This is a genomic window from Escherichia sp. B1147 (assembly GCF_001660175.1).
GTDB lineage: Bacteria > Pseudomonadota > Gammaproteobacteria > Enterobacterales > Enterobacteriaceae > Escherichia > Escherichia whittamii.
Genome location: NZ_LFHY01000013.1, coordinates 213,906 through 240,313, shown reverse-complemented (window position 1 = coordinate 240,313; position 26,408 = coordinate 213,906). Strand labels below are relative to the sequence as shown.

The 26,408-nt window shown below is 50.8% G+C and carries 27 protein-coding genes; 20 read left to right on the top strand and 7 right to left on the bottom strand.

Annotated elements, in window-relative coordinates; genetic code table 11:
• Positions 1–438 precede the first annotated feature (438 nt).
• The 15 genes from flhD (at position 439) to flhe (ending at position 14,526) form a co-directional block, all read left to right on the top strand.
• A complete protein-coding gene (gene flhD / locus A9180_RS13990) occupies positions 439–789 on the top strand; it encodes a flagellar transcriptional regulator FlhD (protein WP_064529302.1) in 351 nt (116 codons plus the stop codon).
• 2 nt (positions 790–791) lie between these two features.
• Entirely contained in the window at positions 792–1,370 is a 579-nt protein-coding gene (gene flhC, locus A9180_RS13985) for a flagellar transcriptional regulator FlhC (protein WP_064529301.1), read from the top strand.
• Between the two features lie 125 nt (positions 1,371–1,495).
• Positions 1,496–2,383, top strand: a complete 888-nt coding sequence (gene motA, locus A9180_RS13980; RefSeq protein WP_064529300.1) for a flagellar motor stator protein MotA — start codon at positions 1,496–1,498, stop codon at positions 2,381–2,383.
• Positions 2,380–3,306, top strand: coding sequence for a flagellar motor protein MotB (motB, locus tag A9180_RS13975; RefSeq protein ID WP_064529299.1), 927 nt, complete (start codon positions 2,380–2,382; stop codon positions 3,304–3,306). Before motA ends, motB begins: the two co-directional genes overlap by 4 nt.
• 4 nt (positions 3,307–3,310) lie before the next feature.
• On the top strand, positions 3,311–5,275 hold the full coding sequence (gene cheA / locus A9180_RS13970; RefSeq protein ID WP_074399573.1) for a chemotaxis protein CheA: 1,965 nt from the start codon (positions 3,311–3,313) through the stop codon (positions 5,273–5,275).
• A gap of 21 nt (positions 5,276–5,296) precedes the next feature.
• Positions 5,297–5,800: a chemotaxis protein CheW gene (gene cheW, locus A9180_RS13965; protein ID WP_064529297.1), complete on the top strand. Its 504-nt coding sequence runs from the start codon at positions 5,297–5,299 to the stop codon at positions 5,798–5,800.
• Positions 5,801–5,945: 145 nt separating this feature from the next.
• Complete coding sequence (gene tar / locus A9180_RS13960; RefSeq protein WP_064529296.1) at positions 5,946–7,601, top strand: methyl-accepting chemotaxis protein II; 1,656 nt, start codon at positions 5,946–5,948, stop codon at positions 7,599–7,601.
• Complete coding sequence (locus A9180_RS24540) at positions 7,601–7,738, top strand: hypothetical protein (RefSeq protein WP_157945698.1); 138 nt, start codon at positions 7,601–7,603, stop codon at positions 7,736–7,738. Before tar ends, A9180_RS24540 begins: the two co-directional genes overlap by 1 nt.
• Positions 7,735–8,595, top strand: coding sequence for a protein-glutamate O-methyltransferase CheR (cheR, locus tag A9180_RS13955; protein ID WP_064529295.1), 861 nt, complete (start codon positions 7,735–7,737; stop codon positions 8,593–8,595). The genes A9180_RS24540 and cheR overlap by 4 nt, the downstream gene beginning before the upstream one ends.
• 2 nt (positions 8,596–8,597) lie before the next feature.
• Complete coding sequence (gene cheB, locus A9180_RS13950) at positions 8,598–9,647, top strand: protein-glutamate methylesterase/protein glutamine deamidase (protein ID WP_064529294.1); 1,050 nt, start codon at positions 8,598–8,600, stop codon at positions 9,645–9,647.
• Positions 9,648–9,661: 14 nt separating this feature from the next.
• Complete coding sequence (gene cheY, locus A9180_RS13945; protein WP_064529293.1) at positions 9,662–10,051, top strand: chemotaxis response regulator CheY; 390 nt, start codon at positions 9,662–9,664, stop codon at positions 10,049–10,051.
• 10 nt (positions 10,052–10,061) lie between these two features.
• Positions 10,062–10,706, top strand: a complete 645-nt coding sequence (gene cheZ, locus A9180_RS13940) for a protein phosphatase CheZ (protein WP_064529292.1) — start codon at positions 10,062–10,064, stop codon at positions 10,704–10,706.
• Between the two features lie 208 nt (positions 10,707–10,914).
• On the top strand, positions 10,915–12,063 hold the full coding sequence (flhB, locus tag A9180_RS13935; RefSeq protein ID WP_064529291.1) for a flagellar biosynthesis protein FlhB: 1,149 nt from the start codon (positions 10,915–10,917) through the stop codon (positions 12,061–12,063).
• Positions 12,056–14,134 carry a flagellar biosynthesis protein FlhA gene (flhA, locus tag A9180_RS13930; RefSeq protein ID WP_064529290.1) on the top strand — a complete coding sequence of 693 codons (2,079 nt, stop codon included), beginning with the start codon at positions 12,056–12,058 and terminating at the stop codon, positions 14,132–14,134. Before flhB ends, flhA begins: the two co-directional genes overlap by 8 nt.
• A complete protein-coding gene (flhe, locus tag A9180_RS13925; protein WP_064529367.1) occupies positions 14,134–14,526 on the top strand; it encodes a flagellar protein FlhE in 393 nt (130 codons plus the stop codon). The genes flhA and flhe overlap by 1 nt, the downstream gene beginning before the upstream one ends.
• A gap of 106 nt (positions 14,527–14,632) precedes the next feature.
• On the opposite strand, the gene A9180_RS13920 is transcribed toward flhe, so the two are convergent.
• Complete coding sequence (locus tag A9180_RS13920; protein WP_064529289.1) at positions 14,633–15,121, bottom strand: lysozyme inhibitor LprI family protein; 489 nt, start codon at positions 15,119–15,121, stop codon at positions 14,633–14,635.
• Positions 15,122–15,211: 90 nt separating this feature from the next.
• Here A9180_RS13920 and A9180_RS24630 point away from each other — a divergent pair, with 90 nt between their 5' ends.
• Entirely contained in the window at positions 15,212–15,256 is a 45-nt protein-coding gene (locus A9180_RS24630; protein WP_214676922.1) for a hypothetical protein, read from the top strand.
• 41 nt (positions 15,257–15,297) lie between these two features.
• On the opposite strand, the gene argS is transcribed toward A9180_RS24630, so the two are convergent.
• Complete coding sequence (argS, locus tag A9180_RS13915; RefSeq protein ID WP_064529288.1) at positions 15,298–17,031, bottom strand: arginine--tRNA ligase; 1,734 nt, start codon at positions 17,029–17,031, stop codon at positions 15,298–15,300.
• Between the two features lie 215 nt (positions 17,032–17,246).
• Here argS and A9180_RS13910 point away from each other — a divergent pair, with 215 nt between their 5' ends.
• From A9180_RS13910 to torZ, 4 genes are all read left to right on the top strand, one after another.
• Positions 17,247–17,813 carry a VOC family protein gene (locus A9180_RS13910; protein WP_064529287.1) on the top strand — a complete coding sequence of 189 codons (567 nt, stop codon included), beginning with the start codon at positions 17,247–17,249 and terminating at the stop codon, positions 17,811–17,813.
• Positions 17,814–17,826: 13 nt separating this feature from the next.
• Positions 17,827–18,573 carry a copper homeostasis protein CutC gene (gene cutC / locus A9180_RS13905; RefSeq protein ID WP_064529286.1) on the top strand — a complete coding sequence of 249 codons (747 nt, stop codon included), beginning with the start codon at positions 17,827–17,829 and terminating at the stop codon, positions 18,571–18,573.
• Between the two features lie 373 nt (positions 18,574–18,946).
• A complete protein-coding gene (locus A9180_RS13900; RefSeq protein ID WP_064529285.1) occupies positions 18,947–20,047 on the top strand; it encodes a NapC/NirT family cytochrome c in 1,101 nt (366 codons plus the stop codon).
• 24 nt (positions 20,048–20,071) lie between these two features.
• Positions 20,072–22,501: a trimethylamine N-oxide reductase TorZ gene (gene torZ, locus A9180_RS13895; RefSeq protein ID WP_064529284.1), complete on the top strand. Its 2,430-nt coding sequence runs from the start codon at positions 20,072–20,074 to the stop codon at positions 22,499–22,501.
• Positions 22,502–22,707: 206 nt separating this feature from the next.
• On the opposite strand, the gene cmoB is transcribed toward torZ, so the two are convergent.
• Genes cmoB through A9180_RS13865 form a run of 5 tightly spaced genes read right to left on the bottom strand, consistent with a single transcriptional unit; the run spans position 22,708 to position 26,289 of the window.
• Positions 22,708–23,679: a tRNA 5-methoxyuridine(34)/uridine 5-oxyacetic acid(34) synthase CmoB gene (gene cmoB, locus A9180_RS13885; RefSeq protein WP_064529283.1), complete on the bottom strand. Its 972-nt coding sequence runs from the start codon at positions 23,677–23,679 to the stop codon at positions 22,708–22,710.
• A complete protein-coding gene (gene cmoA, locus A9180_RS13880; RefSeq protein ID WP_064529282.1) occupies positions 23,676–24,419 on the bottom strand; it encodes a carboxy-S-adenosyl-L-methionine synthase CmoA in 744 nt (247 codons plus the stop codon). The genes cmoB and cmoA overlap by 4 nt, the downstream gene beginning before the upstream one ends.
• A 40-nt stretch (positions 24,420–24,459) precedes the next feature.
• Positions 24,460–24,855, bottom strand: a complete 396-nt coding sequence (locus A9180_RS13875; protein ID WP_000252971.1) for an MAPEG family protein — start codon at positions 24,853–24,855, stop codon at positions 24,460–24,462.
• A gap of 52 nt (positions 24,856–24,907) precedes the next feature.
• The gene (locus tag A9180_RS13870) at positions 24,908–25,726 is read right to left on the bottom strand and encodes a DUF72 domain-containing protein (RefSeq protein ID WP_064529281.1); all 819 of its coding nucleotides are present in this window, start codon (positions 25,724–25,726) and stop codon (positions 24,908–24,910) included.
• Positions 25,723–26,289 carry a hydrolase gene (locus tag A9180_RS13865; protein ID WP_064529280.1) on the bottom strand — a complete coding sequence of 189 codons (567 nt, stop codon included), beginning with the start codon at positions 26,287–26,289 and terminating at the stop codon, positions 25,723–25,725. The genes A9180_RS13870 and A9180_RS13865 overlap by 4 nt, the downstream gene beginning before the upstream one ends.
• Positions 26,290–26,408 lie beyond the last annotated feature (119 nt).

Below are 26,408 nucleotides of genomic sequence, written 5' to 3'. Positions count from 1 at the left end.
GGTTATTCACGGTGATTTATATTAACAGTGCGCAATATCTCAATTTTATCCCTCCACATCATTTTTGCTGACAGATAAGCTGAAAAACTTTTTAACAGAATGAAATATGTGCAAAACAAAAGTATGACTTATACATTAATGTTAAGTAATTGAGTGTTTTGTGTGATCTGCGTCACACATTGTCGAAAATCGCAGCTCCGCTCCGTTGTATGTCAGAGTGGTGACGAGTACAGTTGCGTCGAATTAGGAAAAATCTTAGATAAGTGTAAAAAGCATCACTCTGTGTAAGAAGTGTTTCACCTCTTATGATGTCTGTGTGTTTTTTCGTTGATCGCTACTATTCCATTTTTATTTACTTTTTACCGGGATTTCCCGGCGACATCACGGGGTGCGGTGATACCGCATAAAAAATAAAGTTAGTTATTCTGGGTGGGAATAATGCATACCTCCGAGTTGCTGAAACATATTTATGACATCAATTTGTCATATTTACTTCTTGCACAGCGTCTGATCGTTCAGGACAAAGCGTCCGCCATGTTTCGTCTCGGTATTAATGAAGAAATGGCAACAACGCTGGCGACGCTGACTCTTCAACAAATGGTTAAACTGGCCGAAACCAATCAACTGATTTGTCAATTCCGCTTTGACAGCCCCCAGACTATTAACCAACTGACGCAGGATTCCCGTGTTGACGATCTCCAGCAAATTCATACCGGTATTATGCTCTCCACGCGTTTGTTGAATGATGTTAATCAGCCCGAAGAAGTACAACGAAATAAAAGGGCCTGATCATGAGTGAAAAAAGCATTGTTCAGGAAGCCCGTGATATTCAACTTGCAATGGAGTTGATAACACTGGGCGCTCGTTTGCAGATGCTGGAAAGCGAAACACAATTAAGTCGCGGACGCCTGATCAAGCTCTATAAAGAGCTACGCGGAAGCCCGCCGCCGAAAGGTATGTTGCCGTTCTCCACCGACTGGTTTATGACCTGGGAACAAAATGTCCATGCGTCGATGTTCTGTAATGCATGGCAGTTTTTACTAAAAACCGGGTTATGTAATGGCGTCGATGCGGTAATCAAAGCCTATCGGTTATACCTCGAACAGTGTCCACAAGCAGAAAACGGACCGCTGCTGGCGCTAACGCGTGCCTGGACTTTGGTACGATTTGTCGAAAGTGATTTACTACAACTATCCAGCTGCAACTGCTGTGGCGGTAATTTTATCACCCATGCTCATCAACCTGTTGGCAGTTTTGCCTGCAGCTTATGTCAACCGCCATCGCGCGCCGTAAAAAGACGTAAACTTTCTCAGAACCCTGCCGATATTATCCCTCAACTGCTGGATGAACAGAGAATACAGGCTGTTTAACCCATACGGTATGGCGAAACACTCCAGCAGCGGTAAGTAATTGCCGCTGCTTATTTTTCTCCAGCCGTAAGGTAACGTCTGCCGACTGAACATCCTGTCATGGTCAACAGTGGAAGGATGATGTCGTGCTTATCTTATTAGGTTACCTGGTTGTTCTCGGTACAGTTTTCGGCGGTTATTTGATGACCGGTGGAAGCCTTGGAGCACTCTATCAACCCGCTGAACTGGTGATTATTGCCGGTGCAGGCATTGGGTCGTTTATCGTCGGTAATAATGGCAAATCAATCAAAGGTACGCTGAAGGCGCTGCCATTGTTGTTTCGTCGCTCTAAATATACCAAAGCAATGTATATGGATTTGCTGGCACTGCTTTACCGCCTGATGGCGAAATCGCGGCAAATGGGTATGTTCTCGCTGGAACGCGATATTGAAAATCCGCGAGAGAGCGAGATCTTCGCCAGTTATCCGCGCATCCTCGCGGATGCCGTTATGCTGGATTTTATCGTCGATTATCTGCGCCTGATTATCAGCGGCCACATGAATACCTTCGAAATCGAAGCCCTGATGGACGAAGAGATAGAAACGCACGAAAACGAGGCGGAAGTCCCGGCGAACAGCCTGGCGTTGGTCGGAGACTCACTTCCTGCGTTTGGTATTGTTGCGGCCGTAATGGGGGTGGTGCATGCATTAGGATCAGCCGACCGTCCTGCCGCCGAGCTGGGGGCGCTTATTGCACATGCGATGGTGGGGACTTTCCTTGGCATTCTTTTAGCTTATGGCTTTATATCACCGCTGGCCTCGGTATTACGCCAGAAAAGCGCCGAAACCAGCAAAATGATGCAGTGCGTAAAAGTCACCCTGCTTTCTAATCTTAACGGTTACGCACCGCCCATCGCCGTTGAATTTGGTCGCAAAACGCTCTATTCCAGCGAACGTCCGTCGTTTGTTGAACTGGAAGAGCATGTGCGCGCGGTGAAAAATCCGCAACAGCAGACGACAACCGAGGAAGCATGAAGAATCACGCGCATCCGATTATTGTCGTCAAACGACGCAAAGCGAAAAGCCACGGGGCAGCACATGGATCATGGAAGATTGCTTATGCTGACTTTATGACCGCGATGATGGCTTTTTTTCTGGTGATGTGGCTTATCTCCATCTCCAGCCCAAAAGAGCTGATTCAGATTGCGGAATACTTCCGTACGCCGCTGGCGACCGCGGTAACGGGCGGCGATCGAATTTCTAATAGCGAAAGCCCAATTCCCGGCGGTGGTGATGATTTCACCCAAAGCCAGGGGGAAGTGAATAAGCAGCCGAATATTGAAGAGCTGAAAAAACGCATGGAGCAAAGTCGGCTGCGGAAGTTGCGTGGCGATCTCGACCAGCTTATTGAATCAGACCCGAAACTACGAGCGATGCGTCCGCATCTCAAAATCGATCTGGTACAGGAAGGTTTACGTATCCAGATAATTGATAGCCAGAATCGCCCGATGTTTAAAACTGGCAGTGCAGACGTCGAGCCCTATATGCGCGACATTCTGCGCGCCATTGCGCCGGTGCTGAACGGTATTCCTAACCGTATAAGCCTTTCAGGTCATACCGATGATTTCCCTTACGCCAATGGTGAGAAAGGTTACAGCAACTGGGAGCTTTCCACTGAACGCGCCAATGCGTCGCGCCGTGAGCTAATGGTGGGGAGCCTGGCTGACGGCAAAATTTTACGCGTTGTCGGCATGGCGGCGACCATGCGCTTAAGCGATCGCGGTCCGGATGATGCCGTTAATCGTCGAATCAGTCTGTTGGTACTGAATAAACAAGCCGAACAGGCCATTTTGCATGAAAACGCCGAAAGCCAGAATGAGCCGGTAAGCGTTCTGGAAAAACCTGGGATAACACCGCAGGTCAGTAGTCCCACAATGCCATCAGCCGAACCGAGGTGACAGCGTGAGCATGGATATAAGCGATTTTTATCAGACATTTTTTGATGAAGCGGACGAACTGTTGGCCGATATGGAGCAGCATCTGCTGAATTTACAGCCAGAAGCGCCAGATGCCGAACAGTTGAATGCCATCTTTCGTGCAGCCCATTCCATCAAAGGAGGGGCAGGAACCTTTGGCTTTAGCATATTGCAGGAAACCACGCATTTGATGGAAAACCTGCTCGACGAAGCCAGACGCGGTGAAATGCTGCTTAACACCGACATTATCAATCTGTTTTTGGAAACGAAGGACATCATGCAGGAACAGCTCGACGCTTATAAACAGTCGCAAGAGCCGGATGCCGCCAGCTTTGACTATATCTGCCAGGCTTTACGTCAACTGGCAATAGAAGCGAAAGGCGAAACGGCACCCGCCATGACCCGGTTAAGTGTGGTTGCCAAAAGTGAACGGCAAGATGAGCAGAGTAACAGTGAGTCGCCGCGACGGATTCTACTTTCGTGCCTGAAGGCGGGAGAAGTCGATCTGCTGGAAGAAGAGCTGGGCTATCTGACAACGTTAACTGATGTGGTGAAAGCCGCTGATACTCTTTCGGCAATATTACCGGGCGACATCGCGGAAGATGATATCAAAGCGGTGCTCTGTTTTGTGATTGAGGCCGATCAGATTGCATTTGAAACAGTAGAATCCGCGCCAAAAATATCCACGCCACCGGTACTTAAACTGGCAGCCGAACAAGCGCCAGCAGGACGTGTGGAACGGGAAAAACCGCCGCGCGGTAGCGAATCTACCAGCATCCGCGTGGCGGTTGAAAAGGTTGATCAGCTGATTAACCTCGTTGGCGAACTGGTGATTACTCAGTCGATGCTGGCCCAGCGCTCCAGTGAACTGGACCCGGTGAATCATGGGGATTTGATTACCAGCATGGGGCAGTTACAACGTAACGCCCGCGATTTGCAGGAATCAGTGATGTCGATTCGCATGATGCCGATGGAATATGTCTTTAGCCGCTATCCCCGGCTGGTGCGCGACCTGGCGGGTAAACTCGGCAAACAGGTGGAACTGACGCTGGTGGGCAGTTCCACCGAACTCGACAAGAGTCTGATAGAACGCATTATCGATCCTCTGACCCACCTGGTACGCAATAGCCTCGACCACGGTATTGAACTGCCGGAAAAACGACTTGCTACGGGCAAAGATAGCGTTGGAAATTTAATTCTGTCTGCGGAACACCAGGGCGGCAACATCTGCATCGAAGTGACCGACGATGGTGCTGGGCTTAATCGTGAGCGGATTCTGGCAAAAGCCGCCTCGCAAGGTCTGAGCGTTAGCGACAACATGACTGACGACGAAGTGGCGATGTTGATATTCGCGCCTGGTTTTTCCACGGCGGAGCAGGTCACCGATGTCTCCGGGCGCGGCGTCGGCATGGATGTCGTCAAGCGTAACATCCAGGAGATGGGCGGCCACGTTGAAATCCAGTCGAAGCAGGGCGTTGGCACTACAATCCGCATTTTACTGCCGCTAACGCTGGCGATCCTCGATGGCATGTCCGTACGCGTTGCTGATGAAGTTTTCATTCTGCCGTTGAACGCCGTCATGGAATCACTACAACCTCCTGAAGCCGATCTCCATCCACTGGCAGGCGGCGAGCGAGTACTGGAAGTGCGTGGTGAATATCTGCCCATCGTCGAACTGTGGAAAGTGTTCAACGTCGCAGGCGCGAAAACCGAAGCTACACAGGGGATTGTTGTCATTCTGCAAAGTGGCGGTCGCCGCTATGCCTTGCTGGTGGATCAGTTAATTGGTCAACATCAGGTGGTGGTTAAAAACCTTGAAAGTAACTATCGCAAAGTCCCTGGAATTTCAGCTGCAACCATTCTTGGCGACGGCAGCGTGGCACTGATTGTTGATGTCTCCGCCTTGCAGGCAATAAACCGCGAACAACGTATGGCGAATACCGCCGCCTGATTGAGTAAAAAGGGAATAAATATGACCGGTATGACAAATGTAACAAAGCTGGCCAGCGAACCGTCAGGCCAGGAGTTTCTGGTATTTACTCTCGGTGACGAAGAGTACGGCATAGATATTTTGAAAGTGCAGGAGATCCGTGGCTACGATCAGGTCACGCGGATTGCCAATACGCCAGCGTTTATCAAAGGCGTCACTAATCTGCGCGGCGTGATTGTGCCGATTATCGACTTGCGTATTAAGTTCAGCCAGGTCGATGTGGAGTACAACGATAACACGGTGGTTATCGTTCTGAATCTTGGGCAGAGGGTGGTCGGCATTGTGGTAGATGGCGTTTCAGATGTTCTTTCGTTGACGGCGGAACAAATTCGCCCGGCGCCGGAATTTGCGGTGACGCTTTCCACAGAATACCTCACGGGCCTGGGCGCGCTGGGCGATCGCATGCTAATTCTGGTTAATATCGAAAAGCTGCTGAATAGCGAAGAGATGGCGCTGTTGGATAACGCTGCGTCAGAAGTCGCATAATTTATCCCGCTGTGTTCAAATAAAATGAGCCCGATGCCCTGCATATCGGGTTTTTTATTTTAATTTCGCCATGACTGGCATCAGAAATAAAGTTTCCCACCTTCCTGCCGATAACGAAATCAACTTGTTTTCAGGAAGGTGCCTTATGATTAACCGTATCCGCGTAGTCACGCTGTTGGTAATGGTGCTGGGGGTATTCGCACTGTTACAGCTTATTTCCGGAAGTCTGTTTTTTTCTTCTCTTCACCATAGCCAGAAAAGTTTTGTCGTTTCCAATCAATTACGGGAACAGCAGAGCGAGCTGACCTCAACCTGGGATTTAATGCTGCAAACGCGCATTAACCTGAGTCGTTCAGCCGTGCGGATGATGATGGATTCATCCAATCAACAAAGTAACGCCAAAGCTGAATTGCTTGATAGCGCCAGGAAAACATTGGCTCAGGCTGCAATCCATTATAAAAAATTCAAAATCATGGCGCCGTTACCTGAAATGGTCGCTACCAGTCGTAATATCGATGAAAAATATAAAAACTATCACACAGCATTAACAGAGCTGATTGATTATCTTGATTATGGCAATACCGGAGCCTATTTCACTCAGCCAACCCAGGGAATGCAAAATGCGATGGGCGAAGCCTTTGCCCAGTACGCCCTCAGTAGTGAAAAACTGTATCGCGATATCGTTAATGCCAACGCGGATGATTACCGATTTGCCCAGTGGCAACTGGCGGTAATCGCGTTGGTGGTGGTATTGATTCTGCTGGTGGCATGGTATGGCATCCGTCGCATGCTACTTAACCCGTTAGCGAAGATCATTTCCCACATCCGAGAAATTGCTGGTGGCAATCTGGCAAATACCCTCAGCATTGCCGGACGAAGTGAAATGGGCGACCTGGCACAGAGCGTTTCACATATGCAGCGCTCTCTGACTGACACGGTCAACCATGTGCGCGAAGGTTCTGACGCTATCTATGCTGGTACACGTGAAATTGCTGCGGGTAATACCGATCTTTCCTCTCGTACTGAACAGCAGGCATCGGCGCTGGAAGAAACGGCCGCCAGCATGGAACAGCTCACCGCGACGGTGAAACAGAACGCCGATAATGCTCGTCAAGCCTCACAACTGGCGCAAAGTGCCTCCGATACTGCCCAGCATGGTGGCAAAGTCGTGGACGGCGTGGTGAAAACCATGCACGAAATTGCTGACAGTTCACAGAAAATTGCCGACATTATTAGCGTTATTGACGGCATTGCTTTCCAGACCAATATCCTCGCGCTGAACGCTGCTGTTGAAGCCGCCCGAGCAGGGGAACAGGGGCGTGGTTTTGCCGTGGTGGCGGGCGAAGTGCGTAATCTCGCCAGTCGCAGCGCCCAGGCGGCAAAAGAGATCAAAACGCTGATTGAAGACTCCGTCTCCCGCGTTGATACCGGTTCGGTGCTGGTAGAAAGTGCCGGGGAAACCATGACGAATATTGTTAATGCCGTCACCCGAGTTACCGACATTATGGGCGAGATTGCATCGGCATCGGATGAACAAAGTCGCGGCATTGATCAAGTGGCGCTGGCGGTGTCGGAAATGGATCGCGTCACCCAACAAAACGCATCGCTGGTGCAGGAATCTGCTTCCGCGGCGGCGGCCCTTGAAGAGCAGGCCAGCCGTTTAACGCAAGCCGTTTCCACATTCCGTCTGGCTGCCAATTCGCAAACGAACAAACCGCAATCCCGTCCTGGTACTGAACAACCACCCGCACAGCCGCGACTGCGTATTTCTGAACAAGATCCAAACTGGGAAACATTTTGATGAGTATTTACTCACTCGGTCATTTCAGCCAGATGGATCAGGTGATGCAACAAAACGTCGCACTGGCAGACGAAGCGGCTGCAACGGCACAACGGGCGAATCAGTGGTTTCCTGAAGTGACTGAGAAGGCGCTATGACATCATCTCTGCCCTGCGGGCAAACGTCTTTATTGTTACAGATGACCGAGCGCCTGGCGCTTTCCGACGCGCATTTTCGACGGATAAGTCAATTGATCTATCAACGTGCGGGGATAGTCCTGGCCGACCATAAACGCGACATGGTCTACAACCGACTGGTTCGTCGTTTGCGTTCGCTGGGGCTTGCAGACTTCGGCCACTATCTGAATTTACTGGAATCTAATCAGCACAGCGGTGAGTGGCAGGCGTTTATTAACTCACTGACCACAAACCTGACGGCATTTTTCCGCGAGGGGCATCATTTCCCATTGCTCGCGGAGCACGCCCGCCGCTGTTCTGGTGAGTATCGCGTATGGAGTGCGGCGGCATCGACAGGTGAAGAACCGTACAGCATTGCCATGACGTTGGCGGACACGCTGGGCACCGCGCCCGGACGCTGGAAAGTGTTCGCCAGCGATATCGACACCGAAGTGCTGGAGAAAGCCAGAAGCGGCATTTATCGCCATGAAGAGCTGAAAGACCTGACGCCGCAGCAACTCCAGCGCTACTTCATGCGCGGCACGGGGCCGCATCAAGGGCTGGTGCGTGTGCGTCAGGCACTGGCGAACTATATCGATTTTTCCCCGCTGAATTTGCTAGCGAAACAGTACGCAGCACCGGGGCCGTTCGATGCGATCTTCTGTCGTAACGTCATGATCTACTTCGATCAAACGACTCAACAGGAGATTTTGCGCCGCTTTGTTCCGCTGCTTAAACCCGACGGATTGTTGTTTGCGGGTCACTCTGAAAACTTTAGCCACCTTGAGCGCAGCTTCATCCTGCGTGGACAGACGGTGTATGCGCTAAGTAAGGATTAACGATGAGCAAAATCAGGGTGTTGTCGGTCGATGATTCTGCGCTGATGCGCCAGATCATGACAGAAATCATTAATAGCCACAGCGACATGGAAATGGTAGCGACCGCTCCCGATCCGCTGGTCGCACGTGATTTGATTAAGAAATTCAACCCTGATGTGCTGACGCTGGACGTCGAAATGCCGCGTATGGACGGACTGGATTTCCTCGAAAAATTAATGCGTTTGCGACCAATGCCAGTAGTGATGGTTTCTTCTCTGACTGGCAAAGGTTCTGAAGTCACGCTGCGTGCTCTGGAGTTGGGGGCGATAGATTTTGTCACCAAACCGCAACTGGGGATCCGCGAAGGAATGCTGGCGTATAGCGAAATGATTGCTGAAAAGGTGCGTACAGCCGCAAGAGCGAGCCTTACCGCGCATAAACCGTTATCGGCACCGACAACGCTGAAGGCCGGACCGTTGTTGAGTTCAGAAAAGCTGATTGCGATTGGCGCCTCAACAGGCGGCACCGAGGCGATTCGCCACGTATTGCAACCGTTGCCGCTATCCAGCCCGGCACTGTTAATTACCCAACATATGCCGCCCGGTTTTACCCGCTCTTTTGCCGACAGACTTAATAAGCTGTGTCAAATCGGCGTGAAAGAAGCCGAGGACGGAGAACGCGTCTTGCCGGGGCATGCCTATATCGCCCCGGGCGATCGGCATATGGAACTGGCGCGTAGCGGCGCGAATTATCAAATCAAAATTCACGATGGCCCGGCGGTTAATCGCCATCGGCCATCGGTAGATGTGTTGTTCCATTCTGTGGCGAAACAGGCAGGACGTAATGCTGTTGGGGTGATCCTGACGGGCATGGGCAACGACGGCGCGGCGGGAATGTTAGCAATGCGTCAGGCAGGGGCATGGACTCTTGCGCAAAACGAAGCAAGCAGCGTGGTGTTCGGCATGCCGCGCGAGGCCATCAATATGGGTGGCGTCTGCGAAGTGGTCGATCTTAGCCAGGTAAGCCAGCAAATGCTGGCAAAAATCAGTGCCGGACAGGCGATACGTATTTAAATCAGGAGTGTGAGATGGCGGATAAAGAGCTTAAATTTTTGGTTGTGGATGACTTTTCCACCATGCGGCGCATCGTGCGTAACCTGCTGAAAGAGCTTGGATTTAATAATGTTGAGGAAGCGGAGGATGGCGCCGATGCTCTCAATAAGTTGCAGACGGGAGGATATGGTTTTGTTATCTCCGACTGGAACATGCCTAACATGGACGGCCTGGAATTGCTGAAAACGATTCGTGCTGATGGTGCGATGTCGGCATTGCCGGTGTTAATGGTGACTGCGGAAGCGAAGAAAGAAAACATTATTGCCGCAGCACAAGCGGGGGCCAGTGGCTACGTGGTTAAGCCATTTACCGCCGCGACGCTGGAGGAAAAACTCAACAAAATCTTTGAGAAACTGGGCATGTGAGGATGCGACTATGATGCAACCATCAATCAAACCTGCTGATGAAAATTCAGCTGGCGATATCATTGCGCGCATCGGCAGCCTGACGCGTATGCTGCGCGACAGTCTGCGGGAGCTGGGGCTGGACCAAGCCATTGCCGAAGCGGCGGAAGCCATCCCCGATGCCCGCGATCGTTTGTACTACGTTGTGCAGATGACCGCCCAGGCTGCGGAACGGGCGCTGAACAGCGTTGAGGCTTCACAACCGCATCAGGATCACATGGAGAAATCAGCAAAAGCGTTAACCCAACGCTGGGATGACTGGTTTGCCGATCCCATTGACCTTGCCGACGCCCGCGAACTGGTGACCGATACACGGCAATTTCTGGCGGATGTGCCGACGCATACTGGTTTTACCAATGCGCAGTTGCTGGAAATCATGATGGCACAGGATTTTCAGGATCTCACCGGGCAGGTGATTAAGCGGATGATGGATGTCATTCAGGAGATTGAACGCCAGCTGCTAATGGTGCTGCTGGAAAATATCCCGGAACAGGATGCACGTCCAAAGCGTGAAAGCCAGAGCTTGCTGAATGGACCACAGGTTGATACCAGCAAAGCTGGTGTGGTAGCCAGTCAGGATCAGGTGGACGATTTGTTGGATAGCCTTGGGTTTTGATTTGTATTGCCTGATGTGACGCGGCTCCGTCACATCAGTTCTTCAAGGTCGGATAAGGCGTTTACGCCGTACCCGACAAACATGTCACCATGCCTGGTGTGCGGTGGCAAAAGCCATAAATCCCGCCTGTTTTACCTCTTACTCTAACCATTGAACTCTTTTCGCTCTGGCATCATTCACGCTTATTACACTTTCCAGGATTGGCGATGTGTCTGACGAGAGCGACGACAAAACAGAAGCCCCCACACCTCACCGACTTGAAAAAGCGCGGGAAGAGGGGCAAATCCCGCGTTCCCGTGAGTTAACGTCGCTGCTGATTTTGTTGGTGGGCGTGTGTGTTATTTGGTTTGGCGGTGTGTCGCTGGCCCGTCGATTGTCGGGCATGCTCTCCGCGGGATTGCATTTTGATCACAGTATCATCAAGGACCCGAATCTGATCCTCGGGCAAATTATTCTGCTGATCAGAGAAGCTATGCTGGCACTGCTGCCACTGATTAGCGGCGTGGTGCTGGTGGCGCTCATTTCGCCGGTGATGCTGGGTGGCCTGGTATTTAGCGGTAAATCCTTGCAGCCAAAGTTTTCCAAACTTAATCCGTTACCAGGCATTAAGCGGATGTTTTCGGCACAAACTGGTGCGGAGTTGCTGAAAGCGATACTGAAATCCCTTCTGGTTGGCAGTGTGACTGGTTTTTATCTCTGGCACCACTGGCCGCAGATGATGCGCTTAATGGCGGAGTCCCCCATAACCGCGATGGGAAACGCTATGGATCTGGTCGGGCTATGCGCGCTGCTGGTTGTGCTAGGCGTTATTCCAATGGTGGGATTTGACGTCTTTTTCCAAATCTTCAGCCACCTGAAAAAACTGCGTATGTCACGGCAGGATATTCGTGATGAGTTCAAACAAAGCGAAGGCGACCCCCATGTCAAAGGGCGAATTCGTCAGATGCAGCGGGCTGCAGCGCGGCGGCGGATGATGGCCGATGTGCCGAAAGCGGACGTTATCGTCAATAACCCAACTCACTACTCAGTGGCTTTGCAGTACGACGAAAACAAAATGAGTGCGCCAAAAGTCGTTGCCAAGGGCGTGGGGCTGGTGGCATTACGCATTCGTGAAATAGCCGCTGAAAATAACGTCCCGACTCTCGAAGCGCCGCCGCTGGCGCGTGCGCTGTATCGACATGCCGAAATCGGTCAACAAATACCTGGTCAACTCTATGCCGCCGTGGCGGAAGTGCTGGCCTGGGTCTGGCAACTGAAACGCTGGCGTCTGGCGGGGGGACAACGCCCTGTACAACCTACTCATCTTCCGGTGCCGGAAGCCCTGGATTTTATCAACGAGAAACCGACCCATGAGTAATCTGGCCGCGATGCTGCGCCTGCCCGCAAATCTGAAATCAACACAATGGCAGATCCTTGCCGGACCGATTTTGATCTTGCTGATATTGTCGATGATGGTGCTGCCACTGCCCGCATTCATTCTCGACCTGCTGTTTACCTTTAATATCGCGTTGTCGATCATGGTGTTACTGGTGGCGATGTTTACTCAGCGTACGCTCGAGTTTGCTGCGTTTCCGACAATCCTGCTGTTCACCACGCTGTTGCGTCTGGCACTTAACGTGGCTTCAACCCGTATCATTTTGATGGAAGGCCATACCGGCGCGGCGGCGGCAGGGAAGGTGGTCGAAGCATTTGGTCATTTTCTCGTTGGCGGCAATTTTGCTATCGGTATTGTGGTGTTCGTCATCCTCGTGATCATCAACTTTATGGTTATTACCAAAGGTGCCGGGCGTATCGCGGAAGTGGGCGCGCGCTTTGTTCTCGATGGTATGCCAGGTAAGCAGATGGCGATTGACGCCGACCTCAACGCCGGATTGATTGGTGAAGAGGAAGCGAAAAAACGCCGTTCCGAAGTAACACAGGAAGCCGATTTTTATGGCTCAATGGATGGGGCAAGTAAGTTTGTCCGTGGCGATGCCATCGCCGGGATCCTCATCATGGTCATTAACGTTGTCGGTGGATTGTTGGTCGGCGTGCTGCAACATGGTATGAGCATGGGGCATGCGGCGGAAAGTTATACGCTATTGACCATTGGTGACGGCCTGGTGGCACAAATTCCGGCGCTGGTAATTTCTACCGCCGCAGGGGTCATCGTTACGCGTGTCAGCACCGATCAGGACGTTGGTGAGCAGATGGTGAATCAGCTTTTCAGTAACCCAAGCGTTATGTTGTTAAGCGCCGCCGTGCTCGGTTTACTGGGGCTGGTGCCAGGAATGCCGAACCTGGTATTTTTACTGTTCACGGCGGGATTGCTCGGGCTGGCATGGTGGATACGCGGGCGCGAACAAAAAGCGCCTGCCGAACCAAAGCCGGTAAAAATGGCGGAGAATAATGCTGTAGTCGAAGCAACGTGGAATGATGTGCAACTGGAAGATTCCCTGGGAATGGAAGTGGGCTATCGACTGATTCCGATGGTTGATTTCCAACAAGATGGCGAGTTGTTGGGCCGTATTCGTAGTATTCGCAAGAAATTTGCTCAGGAAATGGGATTCCTGCCGCCGGTGGTGCACATTCGCGACAATATGGATCTGCAACCAGCACGTTATCGTATTTTGATGAAAGGTGTAGAGATTGGCAGTGGTGATGCTTATCCGGGGCGCTGGTTAGCGATTAACCCGGGGACCGCTGCCGGAACGTTACCTGGTGAGGCAACCGTCGATCCGGCATTTGGTCTGAATGCTATCTGGATCGAAAGTGCGCTGAAAGAACAAGCGCAGATTCAGGGGTATACCGTGGTTGAGGCCAGCACGGTGGTGGCAACGCATCTTAACCATCTCATTAGCCAGCATGCCGCAGAGTTGTTTGGTCGCCAGGAGGCGCAACAACTGCTGGATCGCGTCGCCCAGGAGATGCCAAAGCTGACGGAAGATTTAGTTCCAGGCGTCGTCACGCTCACCACGTTGCATAAAGTGCTGCAAAACCTGCTCGATGAAAAAGTAGCGATTCGCGATATGCGCACCATTCTCGAAACGCTGGCGGAGCATGCGCCCATTCAGAGCGATCCGCATGAATTAACCGCCGTCGTCCGCGTGGCGTTGGGGCGAGCGATTACCCAGCAGTGGTTCCCCGGCAAAGATGAAGTTAATGTTATTGGCCTCGACACGCCGCTGGAACGTTTATTATTACAGGCGTTGCAGGGCGGAGGGGGACTGGAACCTGGGCTGGCGGATCGTTTACTGGCGCAGACTCAGGAAGCGCTGTCCCGTCAGGAGATGTTAGGTGCGCCGCCGGTACTGTTAGTGAACCACGCGCTGCGACCATTATTGTCTCGCTTCCTGCGCCGCAGCCTGCCGCAACTGGTGGTGCTGTCGAATCTCGAACTCTCTGATAATCGGCAAATCCGAATGACGGCGACAATTGGCGGTAAATGATGAAAATCTTATTGGCAATGTTATTGTTTCCGCTGATGGCGCAAGCCGCCGGGGAGGGGATGTGGCAGGCAAGTAGCGCGGGCGTGACGTTGAATCATCGTGGTGAGTCGATGTCGTCAGCGCCTCTTTCTTCGCGACAATCTGCTTCAGGATTAATGACGCTGGTGGCATGGCGTTATCAGCTTATCGGCCCGACCCCTGCGGGACTGCGGGTTCGCTTATGTTCGCAATCTCGTTGTGTCGAATTAGACGGGCAGAGCGGGAGTACAGTGGCCTTTTCCGATATACCAGCGGCAGAACCGTTGCGCTTTATCTGGGAAGTGCCAGGTGGTGGGCGGTTAATTCCGCCGCTAAAGGTGCAGCGTAATGAAGTGATTGTGAATTATCGCTGACGTATAAATAAGGTGCATACTTAATAATACGGTTAAACGGCTTCATGTTTTGTTGCAATGATTTATCAGGAATAGCTTGCAACAAAACATGCCAGCAATATGTGAATTATCCTCTTGTTAAAGGGCTTGGATAAAAATCTTCAGAATTACGGTATAGCTGCAACTGACGAGTTCGCGTGTTGGTCTGTATGATCATACATGATAGCCATTCTGATTCAGAATAAGGGTTGCTTAAATCCTGAACGTCCTCATTGGAAAGAATTAATTCACATTCTTTGTCCCGAAAGTCCAGCCACGCTCGCTGTGATTTTTTAAGCAGGTTAAGTTGTTCTGTATCAGGTTTTTTTGCACCTGTGCGTGGCACTTGTTCTATATAACGATAAGCTTCACCATAGGCTTTATTTAATTGCGCATCGACGAGATTGTATTCTTGTCGCAGGCATGATTTGACCACGTTAATGTCAGTATCATCATCTGAATTTTTTTGCCAACAATCTTTTATGGGTGAAATGTCATGGTCGTTTACTATAACTGTATCTTCTGCGTAAGCCTGGCAAGAGATAATGCCCAATGTTAATACAAGAAATTTAAACACTACTGTATTCCTTAAATTCAACCGTTATCGTTTTCCTGGGGCTGGATATTACGCTTCTGACCTCTTACTCAACAGCGAGAAAACAATGGCATGTTCATTTTCAGAATACATTTAGATGGTAATAAAAAAGCCTGATCAGGTGCTCCTGATCAGGCTTCACTCTCACGAAAAATCGATTACATACGCTCTACAGTCTCAATACCCAGCGTATCCAGACCCAGCTTCAGCGTCTTCGCGGTCAGTTGCGCCAGTTTCAGACGGCTGTTACGCACTTCTTCGTTTTCTGCGCTGAGGATCGGGCAGTGCTCGTAGAAGCCAGAGAACAGACCAGCCAAATCGTACAGGTAAGCACACATCACGTGCGGCGTACCTTCACGGGCAACCACGGTGAGCGTCTCTTCGAACTGCAGCAGACGAGCAGCCAGTTGCGCTTCACGATCTTCACGAATGATTACCGGAGCTGCAGCCAGTTGTTCTTCAGTAATTTCCGCTTTACGGAACACGGACAACACTCGGGTATAGGCATACTGCATGTACGGCGCGGTATTACCCTCAAACGCCAGCATGTTGTCCCAGTCGAAGATGTAGTCGGTGTTGCGGTTTTTGGAGAGATCTGCGTATTTCACCGCGCCGATACCAACCGCGTTGGCCAGTTTTTCCAGCTCGTCGGCTGGCATGTCTGGATTCTTCTCGGCAACCAGACGACGCGCGCGTTCCAGTGCTTCATCAAGCAGATCCGCCAGTTTTACCGTGCCGCCCGCGCGGGTTTTGAACGGTTTGCCATCTTTACCCAGCATCATGCCAAACATGTGGTGTTCCAGCGGTACGGATTCCGGCACGTAGCCTGCTTTACGCACGATTGCCCACGCCTGCATCAGGTGCTGGTGCTGACGGGAGTCGATGTAATACAACACGCGATCGGCATGAAGGGTTTCATAACGATACTTCGCGCAAGCGATATCGGTAGTGGTATAGAGATAGCCGCCATCTTTCTTCTGAATGATAACGCCCATCGGTTCGCCTTCCTTGTTTTTGAACTCATCAAGGAATACAACGGTCGCGCCTTCACTTTCTACTGCCAGACCTTTGGCTTTCAGATCCGCCACGATACCCGGCAGCATCGGGTTGTAGAGGCTTTCGCCCATGACGTCATCGCGCGTCAGCGTCACGTTCAGACGATCGTAGGTGATCTGGTTCTGCGTCATGGTGATGTCGACCAGTTTGCGCCACATCTCGCGGAAGTATTCGTCACCGCTTTGCAGTTTTACCACGTAGTTACGTGCGCGCTCGGCGAACTCTTCATCTTCATCGTAATGTTTTTTCGCGTCGCGGTAGAAACCTTCAAGGTCAGCCAGTTCCATTTCACCTGCGTTTTCCTGCTGCTGTTTTTCCAGCCACGCAATCAGCATACCGAACTGGGTACCCCAGTCACCAACGTGGTTAGCGCGAATCACTTTGTGACCGAGGAACTCCAGAGTACGCACAGCCGCGTCACCAATGATGGTTGAGCGCAGGTGACCGACGTGCATCTCTTTCGCCACGTTTGGCGCAGAGTAGTCAACCACAATGGTCTGTTTTTCTGGCGTAGCAACACCGAGACGATCGGACGCCAGCGCCTGTTGAACATGTTCAGCAAGGAATGCCGAGTCAAGGAAAATATTGATAAAGCCCGGACCAGCAATCTCAACTTTGCTGGCGATACCGCTAAGATCCAGATGAGTCAGCACCTGCTCTGCTAATTGTCGCGGTGCCATACCCAGTTTTTTAGCAACTGCCATCATGCCGTTAGCCTGATAGTCGCCGAACTGAACTTTTGCTGACTGGCGAACCTGCGGTTCGCAATCCGCAGGCGCGCCTGCCGAAATCATGGCCTGACGGACTTTTTCTGAGAGAAGAGCCTGAATATTCACCGGAATACCTTACATTGATGAAGCGAGCAAAAATTGCTCGCACCAGTTAAAGAAATTAGGGCGGGAGTATACTGCAAATGGCTGTTTTCGTCAGCAACGTGCGCGCGGCGCATTGCCGTTTTTACTATTGCATCGGGTACCACATGAAATCAGCAGTTGGTTGGGGAAGGGCAACAGGGTAAATTAGCGCTTTTACTGAAAGACGAAGAGTGATTATGGCGAACTGGCAATCTATCGACGAGTTGCAGGATATTGCAACAGATTTACCGCGATTTATCCATGCATTAGACGAACTTTCTCGTCGTCTGGGTCTGGATATCACCCCGCTGGCTGCCGATCACATATCCTTGCGCTGCCATCAAAACACCACCGCTGAACGCTGGCGTCGCGGGTTTGAACAGTGCGGTGAACTCCTGTCAGAAAATATGATCAATGGCAGACCAATTTGTCTGTTTAAATTGCACGAACCGGTACAGGTTGCTCACTGGCAGTTTTCCATTGTTGAGTTACCGTGGCCCGGAGAAAAACGTTACCCGCACGAAGGTTGGGAACATATCGAAATCGTTCTGCCGGGCGAGCCAGAAACGCTGAATGCCCGCGCGTTAGCGTTGCTTTCTGATGAAGGACTAAGCCTGCCGGGGATCTCGGTGAAAACAAGTTCACCAAAAGGCGAGCATGAGCGATTACCGAATCCAACTCTGGCGGTCACCGATGGCAGAACAACCATTAAGTTTCATCCGTGGTCCATTGAAGAGATCGTTGCCAGTGAACAGTCGGTGTAATTAAGGAGCAAAAATGGCATTACTGGAAATTTGCTGTTACAGCATGGAATGCGCACTAACGGCGCAGCAAAACGGTGCCGACAGAATAGAGCTTTGTGCGGCACCGAAAGAAGGGGGCTTAACGCCGTCGCTGGGCGTGCTGAAGTCCGTGCGCCGGCAGGTTACTATCCCTGTGCATCCAATCATCCGACCGCGAGGTGGCGATTTTTGCTACAGCGACGGCGAGTTTGCCGCCATTCTTGAGGATATCCGCACAGTACGTGAATTAGGATTTTCAGGACTGGTGACGGGCGTTCTGGATGTTGACGGTAATGTCGATATGCCACGAATGGAAAAAATAATGTCTGCTGCCGGTCCGTTGGCAGTTACGTTTCATCGCGCCTTCGATATGTGTGCTAACCCATTAAATACACTAAATAATCTTGCGCAATTGGGCATTGCCCGGGTACTGACTTCCGGGCAAAAATCAGATGCTCTACAAGGTTTATCAAAAATTATGGAACTTATTGCCTATGGTGATACTCCAATCATCATGGCCGGAGCAGGAGTCCGTGCAGAAAATCTGCACCACTTCCTCGATGCCGGAGTGCTGGAAGTCCATAGCTCCGCGGGAGCGTGGCAAGCCTCACCGATGCGCTATCGTAATCAAGGATTGTCCATGTCATCAGATGCACACGCGGACGAGTATTCGCGTTATGTCGTAGACGGGGCGGCGGTTGCTGAAATGAAAGGAATCATTGAACGCCATCAGGCCAAATGATTTTTACCGTTGCATCATGTCGCCCAATATGATGCTTGCTCGTACCAGGCCCCTGCAATTTCAACAGGGGCCTTTTTTTATCCTTAAGTAGTATGAAAAACGAACAGTTATCGTGTAATAGCGCGCTAAATCATGCTGCTAAAAATGTTTTATATATTCATATTAATTATGTGATTTAAATTACCAAAACTGGAAAATATATATCAAAATAACCAGTAAGCTCTTCTTTAATAATTAATGATTAAGTTGTAATAAATCATATTTTTTATCGGTTATTTCAGGCAGTGTTGTGCCGAATTTAGTAAGTTATTAATTCGTTGTATATTTAATTATACAATGATTTCGGTGTCCTGGAATTTAATTAGAGGAATCTATGCGAGGGAAAAAACGCATTTGGTTATTTTTTCTGCTGATAGCAGTGGTGGTTGGTGCTGGCGGTTTATTACTGGCACAAAAAGCGTTACACAAAACATCGGAAACAGCATTTTGTCTTTCCTGTCACTCAATGAGCAAACCGTTTGAGGAATATCAGGGAACCGTCCACTTTTCCAATCAAAAAGGTATACGTGCCGAATGTTCTGATTGTCATATACCAAAATCAGGGATGGATTATTTATTTGCTAAATTAAAAGCATCTAAAGATATTTATCATGAATTTGTTAGCGGCAAAATAGACAGTGACGATAAGTTCGAGGCCCACCGTCAGGAAATGGCCGAAACAGTATGGAAGGAATTAAAAGCCTCAGACTCTGCAACGTGCCGTAGTTGCCATTCTTTTGATGCGATGGATATTGCATCGCAAAGTGAATCTGCGCAGAAAATGCATACCAAAGCACAAAAGGACGGTGAAACGTGTATTGATTGTCATAAAGGGATTGCCCATTTCCCGCCAGAAATAAAAATGGATGACAACGCTGCGCATGAACTGGAAAGTCAGGCCGCCACTTCAGTGACCAATGGCGCACATATTTATCCTTTCAAACCTTCCCGCATAGGCGAACTGGCCACTGTGAATCCTGGCACCGATCTCACGGTTGTTGATGCCAGCGGCAAACAACCGATCGTCCTGTTACAGGGTTATCAAATGCAGGGCAGTGAAAACACGCTCTACCTGGCGGCAGGTCAACGCCTGGCATTAGCCACACTAAGTGATGAAGGTATCAAGGCGCTAACGGTAAACTGGGAATGGCAGGCTGATGAATACGGTAATCAATGGCGTCAGGCGTCATTACAGGGCGCGCTAATCGATCCCGTATTAGCGGATCGTAAACCGTTATGGCAATACGCTGAAAAACTCGATGGCACCTATTGCGCTGGCTGCCATGCGCCTATTGCCGCTGACCATTACACCGTCAATGCCTGGCCCTCTATCGCCAAAGGAATGGGGGCGCGAACCAGCATGAGCGAAAACGAACTGGACATTTTGACGCGGTACTTCCAGTACAACGCCAAAGATATTAGCGAAAAACAGTGATCCTCGTTGATCAGGGAGGAAGTTATGACATTAACAAGACGTGAGTTTATTAAACATAGTGGTATTGCCGCCGGGGCGCTGGCGGTGACATCGGCTACGCCGTTACCCGCATGGGCAGAAGAGAAGGGCGGAAAAATCCTCACCGCGGGTCGTTGGGGAGCGATGAACGTAGAAGTGAAGGACGGTAAGATTGTTTCTTCTACAGGCGCGCTGGCGAAGTCTATCCCGAATTCCTTACAGTCTACGGCGGCGGATCAGGTACACACCACGGCGCGTATTCAGCATCCGATGGTGAGTAAAAGTTATCTCGACAATCCACTGCAACCGGATAAAGGTCGTGGCGAAGACAGTTACGTTCAGGTGAGCTGGGAACAGGCATTAAAACTGATTCATGAGCAACACAATCGCATTCGCAAGGCCAACGGTCCTTCGGCCATTTTTGCCGGGTCTTACGGCTGGCGCTCTTCTGGCGTGTTGCATAAAGCGCAAACCTTACTGCAACGTTATATGAACCTTGCGGGGGGATATTCGGGGCATAGTGGCGATTACTCTACCGGGGCTGCGCAGGTGATCATGCCGCACGTTGTTGGTTCTGTGGAGGTCTATGAACAGCAGACTTCCTGGCCACTGATTCTGGAAAACAGTCAGGTGGTGGTGTTGTGGGGGATGAACCCTCTGAATACCTTAAAAATTGCCTGGAGCAGTACCGATGAACAAGGGCTGGAATACTTCCATCAGCTGAAGAAATCAGGCAAACCGGTTATTGCCATCGACCCTATCCGTTCCGAAACGATCGAGTTCTTTGGCGATAACGCCACCTGGATCGCGCCGAATATGGGGACCGACGTGGCGCTGATGTTAGGCATTGCGCATACCCTGATGACACAAGGTAAGCACGATAAAGCCTTCCTGGAGAAATACACCACTGGTTATCCGCAGTTTGAAGAGTATCTGACCGGCAAGAGCGATAATACGCCGAAGAGTGCGGCCTGGGCGGCAGAAATTACTGGCGTACCGGAAGCGCAGATTGTCAAACTCGCTGAACTGATGGCGGCGAATCGCACGATGCTGATGGCAGGTTGGGGGATCCAACGTCAGCAATACGGCGAACAGAAACACTGGATGCTGGTGACGCTGGCGGCGATGTTAGGGCAAATTGGTACACCGGGCGGCGGTTTTGGTTTCTCTTATCATTACTCCAACGGCGGTAATCCAACGCGTGTTGGCGGCGTGCTACCAGAAATGTCTGCGGCTATAGCCGGACAGGCAAGCGAGGAAGCTGATGATGGCGGAATGACGGCGATTCCGGTCGCCCGTATTGTCGATGCGCTGGAAAATCCTGGCGGCAAATATCAGCACAACGGTAAAGAGCAAACGTACCCGAATATCAAAATGATCTGGTGGGCTGGTGGTGGTAACTTTACCCATCACCAGGATACTCATCGCCTGATTAAAGCCTGGCAGAAACCGGAGATGATTGTCGTTTCTGAATGCTACTGGACGGCAGCAGCCAAACACGCAGATATCGTATTACCGATCACCACATCGTTTGAGCGTAATGACCTGACGATGACCGGCGATTACAGCAACCAGCATATTGTGCCGATGAAGCAGGCTGTCGCTCCGCAATTTGAAGCGCGTAACGATTTTGAAGTATTTGCCGACCTTGCGGAATTATTGAAACCTGGCGGAAAAGAGATTTATACCGAAGGTAAAGATGAAATGGCGTGGCTGAAATTTTTCTATGATGCCGCCCAGAAAGGCGCGCGAGCGCAGCGTGTTAGCATGCCAGTGTTTAATACCTTCTGGCAGCAAAATAAACTGCTTGAAATGCGTCGCAGCGAGAAGAACGAGCAATATGTTCGCTATGGCGATTTCCGCGCCGATCCGGTGAAAAATGCGCTGGGTACACCAAGTGGCAAAATTGAAATCTACTCAAAAACGCTGGAAAAATTTGGCTATAAGGATTGCCCCGCACACCCGACCTGGCTGGCTCCTGATGAATGGAAAGGCACCGCAGACGAGAAGCAGTTGCAGCTTCTGACCGCGCATCCGGCACACCGTTTACATAGCCAGCTCAATTACGCTGAACTGCGCAAAAAATATGCGGTTGCCGATCGTGAACCGATTACTATTCACACCGAAGATGCCGCGCGTTTTGGTATTGCAAATGGCGATTTGGTGCGCGTCTGGAATAAACGTGGTCAGATCCTGACAGGCGCAGTGGTGACTGACGGGATCAAAAAAGGCGTGGTGTGCGTGCATGAAGGCGCCTGGCCGGATCTGGAAAATGGCTTGTGTAAAAACGGCAGTGCGAACGTGTTAACGGCGGATATCCCCAGCTCGCAACTGGCGAATGCCTGTGCTGGTAACTCTGCGCTGGTGTATATCGAAAAATATACGGGCAATGCGCCGAAGTTAACGGCGTTTGATCAGCCAGCCATTCAGGCGTAAGAAATAAATAGCGCCCGGAAACGGGCGCTAATTTGCTGACAACGTGTGCTTGTTCATGCCGGATGCGGCGTGAACGCCTTATCCGGCCTACAAAATTGTGCAAATTCAATATATTGCAGGAGATGAGTAGGCCTGATAAGCGTAGCGCATCAGGCAGTTTTGGCGTTTGTCATCGATCCCAACGCCCGGAAACGGGCGCTAAATTTTTACGGCTTACGCGCAATCAGCACCGCGCGTTTAGGCGCAGGATAACCTTCTACCGTTTTACTCGGATCATGCGAGTCGAGAAAATCAGACAAAGACTCGGTGACCATCCACTCGGTGCGGCGCTGCTCTTCCGTCGTCGTGACGCTGATGTCTGCAATGCGGATATCGACAAACCCGCACTTCTTCAGCCAGTTTTTCAGTGCCAGTGCTGATGGAATAAAATAGACATTACGCATTTGCGCGTAACGGTCGCCCGGCACCAGCACGGTGTTTTCGTCGCCATCAATAACAAGCGTCTCCAGTACCAGTTCACCCTCATTCACCAGTTGATCTTTCAACTGCCACAGATGTTCCAGCGGCGAACGACGATGGTAAAGCACGCCCATCGAAAAGACGGTATCAAAGGCTTTCAGTGCCGGAAGTTGTTCAATCCCCAGCGGCAAAAGATGCGCGCGTTGATCGTTACCCAACAGTTTACGCACTGCTTCAAATTGGCAGAGGAACAGTTGCGTAGGGTCGATTCCCACCGCCAGATGCGCGCCTGCGCCAATCATGCGCCACATGTGATAGCCGCTGCCGCAACCAACATCCAGAATGGTGCGCCCGGTTAAATCAGAAAGATGTGGCAGAACACGATCCCATTTCCAGTCGGAACGCCATTCGGTATCAATGTTGACGCCATATAGCGAGAACGGCCCTTTGCGCCAGGGCATCAAGTTACGCATCAGTGTTTCAATGCGTTTAATCTGCCCGGCACTCAGCGGCTCCTCGCTTTCTGCCGTCACACTATGTAGCAAATCCAGACGATACGGTTTAATTTCAGGCAGAAATTCAACCGCATTGGACCACTGTTTAAACAGGCCGTGCTGCTGTTCGCGCTGCCAGCTGGCAATTTGCGCGGGCAGAGTTTCCAGCCAGTGTGAAAGATGATTTTTGGCAATCAGAGAATAAAAGTTACCAAAGTCGATCATGCAGCGTCCTCTGCTTTTAATGCTACCAGCGAACCAAAGTTAAAGCACTGGAACCATAGCTCGCTATGTTCAAAACCGGCTTGATGCAGGCGTGCTTTATGAGTTTCGACGGAATCGGTCAGCATTACGTTTTCCAGCATGCTGCGCTTCTGGCTGATCTCCAGCTCACTGTAGCCATTGGCACGTTTAAAGTCGTGGTGCATGTTGAACAGCAGCTCTCCGACTTTGGCATCTTCGAAACTGAATTTTTCCGACAGCACCAGTGCACCACCAGGATTCAGCCCTTGATAAATTTTATCCAGTAATGCCTGGCGCTCGGCGGGTTCCAGGAATTGCAGGGTAAAATTCAGTACCACCATCGACGCGTTTTCAATGGCAATATCACGAATATCACCTTCAATAACGTCAACAGGCGTAGGCGCTTTATAGGCGTCGATATGACGGCGGCAGCGTTCAATCATTGCCGGGGAATTGTCGATGGCGATAATTTTACAATTATCATGATGAATGTTACGACGCACAGAGAGCGTCGCCGCGCCCAGAGAACAGCCCAGATCGTAAATCTGCGTACCCGGTTGAACGAAGCGTTCAGCTAACATACCAATCATTGAAATAATATTGGAGTAGCCGGGAACGGAACGTTGGATCATATCCGGGAAGACTTCAGCTACCCGTTCATCAAAGGTCCAGTCGCCCAGTCTGGCGATAGGAGCAGAAAATAGCGTGTCGCGGTGAGACATAACGTAAAAATCCGGGAAAAAGAAAGTGGCGTATTGTGCGCTAACGCAGGGAGAAAACCAACTCCCAGGGCATATACCAAAGATTCGCCAGCACCATCAGCAACAGCGCACACCACGTGGCGCTCATGCCGGAACGTCGCCAGCGAAACAGACGGTGATGGAAACCGTAATAATGCATCAGACGACCTGCAAGCAAAACGATGCCGCAAATATGCACCATCCAGGTTTCAGCACCATTCATTTCCATAAATAGCATCAATACAATCGCGATGGGAATATATTCCACCGCATTGCCATGAATACGAATAGCGCTTTGTAGTTCGCTAAAACCGCCGTCGCCATAGGCAACGCGATACTGCATTCGCAGACGAACAACATCAAAAGAGAACTTCATTAATAACAACGCACCTAAAACGGCATACAGCGCGCTTACCATACAAACTCCCTTTAAAATGGCCGATGGCTCCTGTCTATGATAGGTGGCAATTTCAGAAAAGAGAAGATTGCTGTGGAATAGCCGGGACTGCTCCGATCTCTGGAAGAGTCTTGCGTAAGTCTTCCCACAGGGTATGTACCAGTTCTGGTGCCTGGGCGATATCTGGCGTATGCAGAAAAAGATAAGGCGTAGTGGTCTGGCGCCACTGCGCTAATTTTTGTAACCAGACCTGAAATAATTCCCGATTTTGCGCCATATCATCGCTGCCGATAAAACGGATCAGCGGATTTGTCGCCGTTAATACGGCATGAACCGGAACTTTCGGCTTTTTCCGTTGCGCGTCGCGAATGGCTTCACTATGCGGACGTGCTGCATGAACCGGACGACTGTCTAAAATCACCCGATTAACGCCGCGCTGATGTAAACCGCGATTAAGCGTTTGTTCTTCCTCGCCTTTGGTAAAAAATTGCGGATGGCGAACTTCCACACCATAGGTAAATTCGCCAGGAAGAGAATCGAGAAAGTGCCAAAGAGTTGGCAGATCCCGTGGACCAAACGTGGCGGGCAGTTGCAGCCAGTATTGCCCAATGCGCGGCGCTAACGGTGACATGCGGGTTAAAAATTCCACAACTAAGTCATCGCAATGCCGTAACGCCGCCTGGTGCGAAATGGTTGCCGGAAATTTAAAACAGAAGCGGAAATCATCGCTGGTCTGCTCGCGCCAGCGCAGAACCACTTCTGGCTTTGGCAGAGCATAAAGGGTGGTGTTTCCCTCCACACAATTAAAATGGCGGGCGTACTCTTCCAGGCTGGAGATCCCCAATCGCACCCATTTTGGATGCGACCATTGCGGCAGACCGATGTAAATCATAACGCGTCGAGGATCTCTTCCACGCGACGCACGCGGGCGATGCGCGGGTAGATATGGTTGATGCTGTTGTTGTGCTGTTCGGTAGTGGCAGCGCTACAGGCGTCTTCAGCAATCACCAGATTAAACCCTAACTCCCACGCGTTACGGGCGGTGGACTCAACGCCGATATTGGTTGAGATCCCACATAACACTATTGTATCGATACCCCGGCGGCGTAATTGCAACTCCAGATCCGTACCGTAAAACGCACCCCATTGACGTTTGATGATTTCAATATCGCTGTCAGTTGCACCTAATGCTGCAGGATGTTGCCACCAGTTTTCCGGCAACGTTCTGGCTGGCGCGGGGGCATCAACCGGCTGTTTTAATGCTTCGGCGTAATCGGCAGACCAGCCGACGCGCACGAGAAACACAGGCTGACCGCTCTCGCGAAATTTCGCTGCCAGTTTTCCCGCGCGATTCACGACATCTTCAGCAGTATGCGGACCACCGGCAAAAGGCAAGATGCCTTCCTGTAAATCAATCACTACCAGCGCAGTGGTTTTAGTATTCAGTTCAAGCATGATGACTCCAGATAAAACAAAACCGAGCCTCTCACCTTAATGCGATTAGCCGATGGCAGAACGACAAATTTTGTTAATTTTTATGTGTTGGGGCAACACCTTTATAGCAAACAAGGGTA